This is a genomic window from Caldimonas tepidiphila (genome assembly GCF_003569765.1).
In the GTDB taxonomy this organism is placed as follows: domain Bacteria; phylum Pseudomonadota; class Gammaproteobacteria; order Burkholderiales; family Burkholderiaceae_C; genus Caldimonas; species Caldimonas tepidiphila.
In genome coordinates this window covers 1-8101 of the sequence record NZ_QXMG01000115.1, presented here as the reverse complement: position 1 = coordinate 8101, position 8101 = coordinate 1, and the positions used below count along the sequence as shown (strand labels likewise).

4 protein-coding genes are annotated in these 8101 nt (G+C 70.9%); 3 read left to right on the top strand and 1 reads right to left on the bottom strand.

Features of this window, described 5'->3' with window-relative positions; translation table 11 throughout:
- Window positions 1-62 precede the first annotated feature (62 nt).
- Entirely contained in the window at window positions 63-314 is a 252-nt protein-coding gene (locus tag D3A59_RS25705) for a hypothetical protein (RefSeq protein ID WP_157991693.1), read from the bottom strand.
- A 224-nt stretch (window positions 315-538) separates the two neighbouring features.
- Between D3A59_RS25705 and D3A59_RS24270 the strand changes: the two genes are divergently transcribed.
- The 3 genes from D3A59_RS24270 to D3A59_RS24260 form a co-directional block, all read left to right on the top strand.
- Window positions 539-2014, top strand: a complete 1476-nt coding sequence (locus D3A59_RS24270) for a TolC family protein (protein ID WP_119157890.1) — start codon at window positions 539-541, stop codon at window positions 2012-2014.
- A gap of 11 nt (window positions 2015-2025) precedes the next feature.
- Window positions 2026-2799: an efflux RND transporter periplasmic adaptor subunit gene (locus tag D3A59_RS24265; protein WP_119157889.1), complete on the top strand. Its 774-nt coding sequence runs from the start codon at window positions 2026-2028 to the stop codon at window positions 2797-2799.
- A gap of 59 nt (window positions 2800-2858) precedes the next feature.
- On the top strand, window positions 2859-8101 hold a 5243-nt coding region (locus tag D3A59_RS24260; RefSeq protein WP_157991692.1), incomplete at its 3' end, for a VCBS domain-containing protein.

The window sequence follows — 8101 nt, the reverse complement described above, 5'->3', positions numbered from 1 at the left end:
GCTGCCCACACAGCCTGCCAGCCGCATCGCTGAGTTGCTGCCACATCGCTGGACCTCGGACGTTACCGCCAGCTGATTGCTTCGCCGGGCAACAGGCCTGGGATCGCCGTGCGCTTACAGCGCAGTTGCTGGTGCAACTCAAGGCCAACCAGCCCCGGCTGCTGCACGCCATGCACGCGCAGGCGCGGCAGCGCCCGCCCGCTGACCTCACCCGCAGCCACGACATCGGGCGGCGCAACCGCATCGAGCGCCGCGAGGTGCGAATCTGGGCGCTGGCCGCGGGCAGCGGCCCCGAGCCCGATCTGAAGATACAAGCGAGGCGGCTATGGAGGGTGAGGGCCAACGTGGGGCCCATCCCAGCAACAGAGTCCTGACTATCCCTGCTTTTATACGATGATGCAATTTGTTGCAAAAATAGCATAACATGCAGCAAAAGTTGCAGCACTGGTGGCCGATATAGAAGAGCCGCCTCGCGCACGCGCGGGACCACCTCTTCTCCCACCTGAGCCGCTGTCGCGGCCGCCCTCGCGAACACTCCATGAAATTCCGCCCTCATGTCCTGGCCGTCGCGGTTGCATCCTGCCTGCTGGCCACCGGTTGCGCGCAGCTCGCACTGCAGCCGCTGCAGGCCGAACAGATCCAAGCACAGATGGCCGAGGACCGCGTCGTGGCCCGCAAGGACGTCACACCTGTGGGCGAAACGTTGACGCTGAACGAGGCCATCGCGCGTGCGCTGAAGTTCAACCTCGAGCGCCGCGCCCGGCTGCTCGAGGAAGCGCTGGCCGCGCAGCAGTTCGAGGCGGGCCGTTACGACATGCTGCCACGCCTGGTGGCGTCGGCTGGCTACACCGCACGCAACAACGACCGCATCGCGCGCGCCACCGACCTGCAGGGCAACCTTCTTGGCACCGACCCGACGCTGTCCCAGGAGCGCAGCCATGCGCTCGGCGGCCTGGAGCTGAGCTGGAGCCTGCTGGACTTCGGCTTGGCGCGCTACAACACCGAGCAGGCGGCCGACCGCGTGCTCGCTGCCGCCGAGCGCCGCCGCAAGGCCACGCACCAGCTGGTGCAGGACGTGCGCGTGGCGTTCTGGCGCGCCGCGAGCGCGCAGCGCCTGCGCGAGGACGTGCAGGCGAACCTGAGGCTCGCCGAGGAGGCGCTCGCCGATGCCCGCCAGGCTGAGGCCGAGCGGCTGCGCTCCCCGCTGGACTCGCTGCGCTACCAGCGCCAGCTGACCGAGAACATGCGCCTGCTCGAGGCGATCGAGCAGGAGCTCGTCACCGCGCGCTTCGAGCTCGCCGCGCTGATCAACGCACCCGTGATGCTCGACGCACGGCTCGCGATGGAGCAGGAGCTGCCCGCGGGCGACCCGCTGGCGATGGGCGTCGAAACGATGGAGGAGCTTGCGCTGGCGCAGAACGCCGACCTGCGCGAGCAGCTCTACATGCGTCGCGTCGCGGCGCTCGAGGCGCGCAAGGTGATCGCGCGCGCCTACCCTAATCTGAGCCTGAACCTCGGTGCCCGCTATGACAGCGACAAGTACCTGGTTCACAACAACTGGGCCGAGGCGGGCCTGCAGGCCTCCTACAACCTCTTCAACCTGCTGTCGCTGCCGGCGCAGCGGCGCGCGGCCGAGGCCGGCATTGCGCTGGCCGACCAGCGGCGGCTGGCTGCGCATGTGGCGGTCGTCACGCAGGTGCACGTGGCGCGCGCGCAGTTCGCGGGCGCGCAGCGCCAGTTCGAGCGCGCCGATGCGTTGTGGCGGCTCGACGACCGCATCGCGCAGCAGCAACTCAGCCGCGAGCAGGCACAGGCCGGCTCCAAGCTCGAGCGCGTCGCGGCGCAGACCACCTCGATCGTCAGCCTGCTGCGCCGTTACCAGGCGCTCGCTCAGCTGCATGCGGCGCACAGCCGCCTGCATGCGACGCTCGGCATCGACCCGCTGCCCGTCAGCACCGATGAGCTGAACGTGGAGCAGATCGCCGAGCAGGTGCGCCTGCGCCTTGGATCCTGAAGGGCCGCGCGATGCTGAAGCGATTCGGAACTGGGGCCGCCGCCGCGGCGGCGCTGCTTTGCGGCTTATCCGCGCTGGCCCAGACGCCCGCCTTGCCGGCGACGCCCGCGGCGCGCATGGAGGCCGCCGAGGTGCGCGCCCAACTCTCGCCGCGCCGCCACACCACGCTTGCCGCCGAGATCGGCGCGCGCGTGCAGCGCGTGTCGGTCACCGAGGGCGGCGCCTTCCGCGCCGGCCAGGTGCTGGTGAGCTTCGACTGCAGCCTGCAGCAGGCGCAGCTCGAGCGAGCGCGCGCCACGCTGGACGCCGCCGGCAAGGTGCTGGCGACGCAGCGCCGGCTGCTTGAGCTCAACGCCACCGGCCGCCTCGAGATCGACCAGGCCGAGGCGGAGGTGGCCAAGACCCGCGCCGAGATGGCGCAGATCCAGGTGCAGCTCGGCAAGTGCCAGGTCATCGCGCCCTGGGCGGGGCGCGTCGCCGAGCAGCGCATTCGCGAGGGCCAGTTCGCGCAGCCTGGCCAGGCCTTGCTCGAGGTGCTTGACGACAGCGTGCTCGAACTCGAGTTCATCATGCCCTCGCGTTGGTTGCAGGGCGTGCGCGCCGGCAGCGCGCTGCAGATCGTCGTCGACGAAACCGGCCGCAGCTATGCCGCACGGGTGCTGCGCCTGGGCGCGCGAGTCGACCCCGTGAGCCAGTCCGTCAAGGTGGTGGCCGCGATCGAGGGCCGCCCGCCCGAGCTGATGGCCGGCATGAGTGGCCGCGTCACGCTCGAACGCACGCCCTGAGCCGCTCCGGACCTTTTCCCGCATCCCGCCCCCGCCTTCGCTTCAGAACACCCCCGCTCATGTCGACGCCCTCCTGGAAGAAAAAACTCCTGCCCTCCGCCATGCCCCGCGCCTGGTCGCTGGAAGCACGGTTGATGTTCGACGCGGCGGCAGCGGCCGACGCGGTGCAGGTGCTATCCGAGGCTGCACCCGCGAGCGAGGCCCAGCGCGACGCGGCGCCCGCCGCCGCACCGCTACCGCTGCCCGAGACGCCGGTGACGGTGCAAGCCTTCGAGATGCTGCGCCCCGCCCCCGGCGGCGCACCGCTGCCGCCCCTGGTGCTCGAGGCGCAGGTGCAGGCGCAGCGGCTGCTGGAGGAATTCCTGTCGCAGCCCGATGCCATCGAGCGGCTGTTCGAGCTCTTCGACGGCGGCCAGGGCGAGCCCTCGGCGCAATGGCGGCAGGCCGCCGACGCCTTCCTCGCCGCGCTGCGCACCGGCGAGGCGGCGATCGACGTCGAGCTGCGCACGCATGCCGAGCTGCAGGGCGCCCTGGGCGCGTTCGCGGCACAGGGCCCGTCGGGCGGGCCGGTCATCTTCCTCAACGCCGGCTGGATCGACTACTGGAGCGCCTCGGGCGCCCCGGCCGAGGCACTGACGCGCGTGCTGCTGGAGGAGTTCGGCCACGGCATCGACGCGGCGCTCAACGGTGCCGTGGACACCCAGGGCGACGAGGGCGAGGCCTTCGCCGCCGCGGTGATGCGGCTCGAGCTCGATCCCGCCGAGCGGCTGCGCATCGCGCACGAGGACGATCGCGGCGTGCTCGTCATCGACGGGCGCGCCTACGCGGTCGAGGAGGCCTCGCTCACCTTCACGCAGGTCTTCCAGATCACGCCGACCTCGCGCAGCGAGGAGGCCAACGGCTTCACGACCGCGGCGGCGGCGGTGGCCGGCACGAACTTCAGGTTCACGTCCAGCGACCCCTCGGATCCGCTCTTCAAGGGCAACAACGTCACCGGCTCCCTGAGCTACGAGGATGCCGGCGGCCAGCGCCAGACGCTCTATGGCGTCGTCAGCCGTCTCGTGAAGACGGGCAGCACCGTCAACGGCCTGTACTTCTATGTGCCAGGCGCCGACGGCCAGATCAGCACCGGCGACGACACGGCCTACGTGCTGCGGCTCAACCCGGCGTTCAGCTTCGCCGGCAGCACCGCCTACGGCACCAGTAGCGACCCGGTGGACACGGCGATGAACCGCTACATCGTCCCCAACCGCGCGCCGGTGGCCGCCAACGACTCGGCCACCGTGCTCGAGGACGGCAGCGTCGCCGGCAACGTGCTGGCCAACGACAGCGACGCCGACCTCGACGCGCTGCGCCTCACCGCCTTCACGGTGGCGGGCAGCACGCATGCGGTGGCCGACGGCGCGAGCGTCGAGACCGGCCTCCCCGGCGTGGGCACGCTGCGCGTCGGCAGCGACGGCAGCTACCTGTTCACGCCGGCGCCCGACTACAGCGGCCCGGTGCCGCTGGTGAGCTACACCGTCTCCGACGGCCGCGCCAGCGCCACTGCCACGCTGTCGCTGTTCATCGTGCCGGTCAACGATGCGCCGAGCGGCGCGGACCGCACCCTCACCACCGCCGAGGACACGCCCTACCGCTTCGCCGCGGCGGACTTCGGCTTTGCCGACACGCGCGACAACGGCGCCCATACGCTTGCGGGCGTCGTCATCACGACGCTGCCCACGGCCGGCACGCTCCGCTTCGACGGCGTGCCGGTGCAGGCAGGGCAGCAGATCGCGGCCGCGGACCTGGCCCGGCTCGAGTTCACGCCTGCGGCCGACGCGCACGGCAACGCCTACGCGAGCTTCACCTTCCAGGTGCGCGACAGCGGCGGCACTGCCCACGGCGGCGCGGACCTCGACCCGGTGCCCCGGGTCCTGACCTTCAACGTCACGCCCGTCAACGACACGCCGACGGCCCGCCCCGACACCGGGGAGGCACGCGAGGCCGGCGGCACGGCCAACGCCACGGCGGGCGCGAACGCCAGCGGCAACGTGCTGGCCAACGACAGCGATGTCGACGCTAGGGACACGCTGAAGGTGCGTGCGGTGGCGAGCGCGACCCTCGGCGGGACCGTCGTCCCTGCCGACGGCAGCACCGCGGCGAACCAGGCCGCGGTGCTCGCCGGCCTGTACGGCACGCTGCGCATCGGCGCCGACGGCAGCTACGTCTACGAGGTGGACAACACCCATGCGGCTGTGCAGGCGCTGCGCGGCGACACCGACACGCTCACCGAGGTCTTCCGCTACACCGTCGCGGACGCCGCTGGCGCGACCAGCGGCAGTACGCTGACGATCACGATCCGTAGCGCCAACGACGCGCCGGTGGCGGTCAACGACTTCAACACCGCCAAGGAAGCCGGCCCGAACCCCGCGACCTACCCCGGCTCCGATGCCGCGGGCAACGTGCTCGCGAACGACCGGGACGTGGACGCCGGCGACACCCGGACGGTGGTGGAACTGGTCGCGGGCGCCACCGCCGCGAGCACCGTGACGAACGACCCGACACGGATCGTCGTCACCAGCTTGGGCAACACGAGCAGCAGCCAGCCCAAGGACTATGCGAACGTCGGCGACGTCCTGCACGTCACGCTCAACGGCAGCACGCTGTACGACAAGAACAACATCTCGAACCGCATCACGGTCACGGCGGTCGATCCGGTCACTCGCGTCGTCACGCTCAGTACGACGGTCAACATCGCCTCGAATGCGACGATCGAGTTCTGGGAGCCCAACCCCGGCAGCCAGATCTCGGGCAACAGCTACTTCTCGACCACGGGGCAGTCGGCCCCCGGCACCACCTCCTCGTCGACGCTCACGCTCTCCGCGCGCTCGGGCACCGTGCTGGTCGGCATGACCGTGCATGGCACCGGCAACGCCACCGCGCCGACCGTGACTGCCGTTGACCACGTCAACAGTCGCATCACGCTCAGCGCCCCGGTCACGCTCATGAGCAGCACGTCGCTCAGCTTCAGCCTCGCGCCGGGCGCCAACATCCAGGGCCAGCGCGGCACCCTCAGCCTCGGGGCCGACGGGGACTACGTCTACCGGATCACCGACCACAGCCTCGCCGCCGGCCAGACCTTCGACGAGACCTTCACCTATCGCATGCGGGACGCGGGCGGGCTCACCAGCACGGCGGTGCTGACGGTGCGCATCGAAGGCACCAGCAATGACACCGAGCCGGACGCGAGGGCCGACTCGGCGACCGCCATCGAGGCAGGCGGCGTCGCCAACGGCACGCCGGGCACCGACCCAGGGGGCAACGTGCTCAGCGGCGACATCGGCAGCAACCTCGCAGTGACCGCCGTCTGGTCCGAGCGCACGCCCGTCTCGTCGACCGTTGGTGTTGGTATAAGTGGCGCCACGGTCGTGAACGGCTACTACGGCAGCCTGTCGATCGCCGCCGACGGCAGCTACCAGTACGCGCTCGACAACACGCTCGCGCAGGTGCAGGCGCTCAACAGCGGCGACACGCTGAAGGACGTGTTCTTCTACCGTGCCGCCAACGGCTCGGGCAGCGACGTGGCCCTGTTGACGGTCACGATCCAGGGCAGCAACGACGCGCCGGTGGCGCTGGCCGACACCGCCAGTGCGGCCGCGGCGGGGGGCACCGCAGCGGGCCAGGATGCCGTCGGCAACGTGCTGCACAACGACCGCGACGCCGACGCTGGGGATGCTCTAACGGTCGCCTGGGTCGGGCTCGGCCTGGCGGCGCCGGGCACCGCGGTCGCACCCGGCAGCAGCGCAGCCGGCGGCGGAACGTCCGTCGCGGGCAGCTACGGCACGCTCGTGCTTGGCGCCGACGGCAGCTACCGCTACGCGATCGACGCCGGCAATGCCGCCGTGCGCGCGCTGGCGGCCGGCGCCTCGCTCAGCGAGACCTTCAGCTACACCGTGCGCGACGCGGGTGGACTCGAGTCCACCGCAGCGCTGACTGTCACTGTCGAGGGCGCCAACGACGCGCCGGTGAACACTGCGCCGTCCTCACATACGCAGTTCGATCACGAGAACGCGCTGATCCCCGGCCTGTCGGTGGCCGACGTGGACGGCAACCTCGCCCGCGTCGCGCTGACGGTGCGCAGCGGCACGCTCTCGGTCGATGCGGCACAGGCGGGCACCGCCACCCTTGCTGGCACCGGCACTCCCGACTCCCCGCTGCTGATCTCGGGCAGCCAGGCCGAGATCAATGCCCTGCTCGCGACGCTGCGCTACCGCGCCGCGGAGGGTTTCGCCGGTAGCGACCTGCTCACGCTGCAGTCCTTCGACAGCAGCGGCCTGCAGGACAGCGATTCGGTGGCGATCACCGTCTCGCCTGACGCGCGCCCGCTCGTCGTCAGCAGCCCGAGCGTCAACGAGGCCTCGCCCCACATCGTCTTCACCGTCAGCGGTGCCGCAGGCCAGCGCGTGAGCCTGACGCTAGGTTCCACCGGCAGCGGGCCGGGCCATGCGGAAAGCGGCCTCGACTTCTCGCCGAACCTCGAGATCCACGACGGCGTCGCGTGGGTGCCCTATGCCGGCATCGTCGCGCTGCCGGGCAGCGGCACGCTGCTGGTGCGCACTACGGTGCTGCAGGACAGCGTCCACGAAGGGGCGGAGACGCTGCGACTGGCAGCGATCAACGCCGCGGGCGTCGCCGCCTTTGGCACCGGCACGATCCAGGACGACGGCACTGGCGACATCTACGCCGACAACGGCACGCCCCTGCCTCCGGGCCCGCGCGACGACGACCGGCCGCTTGCCGTCACCGACATCACTGTCAACGAGGCTTCGCCCTGGGCAGTGTTCAAGGTCACTGGCGCTGCCGGGCAGGCGCTAAGCCTCGCGCTGAGCAACGGCAGCGCTGACGATGCTGACCGCGGCAGTGCGATCGAGGTTTTCGACGCCGGGGCAGACAACGGCAAAGGCGCCTGGATCACCTATGCAGCCGAACTGATGCTGCCGTCCGACGGCGAACTGCTGGTGCGCACGAGCATCACGCCTGACAGCGTCTACGAGGGCCCGGAGACCTTCGGCCTGGTCGCCACCAACACCGGCGGCGGCTCGGCTGTCGGCATCGCGGTGATCGTTGATGACGGCACGGGCGATGTCTATCGTGACGACAGCGGCATCGATCCGAGCGCAGTCAAGGACGACGACCGCGCGCTCACTGTCTCCAGCCCGACGGTCAACGAGGCGTCGCCCTGGGCGGTGTTCACCGTCAGTGGCGTCGCCGGCCAGCGCGTGAGCCTGGCGCTCGCCGATGGCAGCGCCCTCGGCTCGGG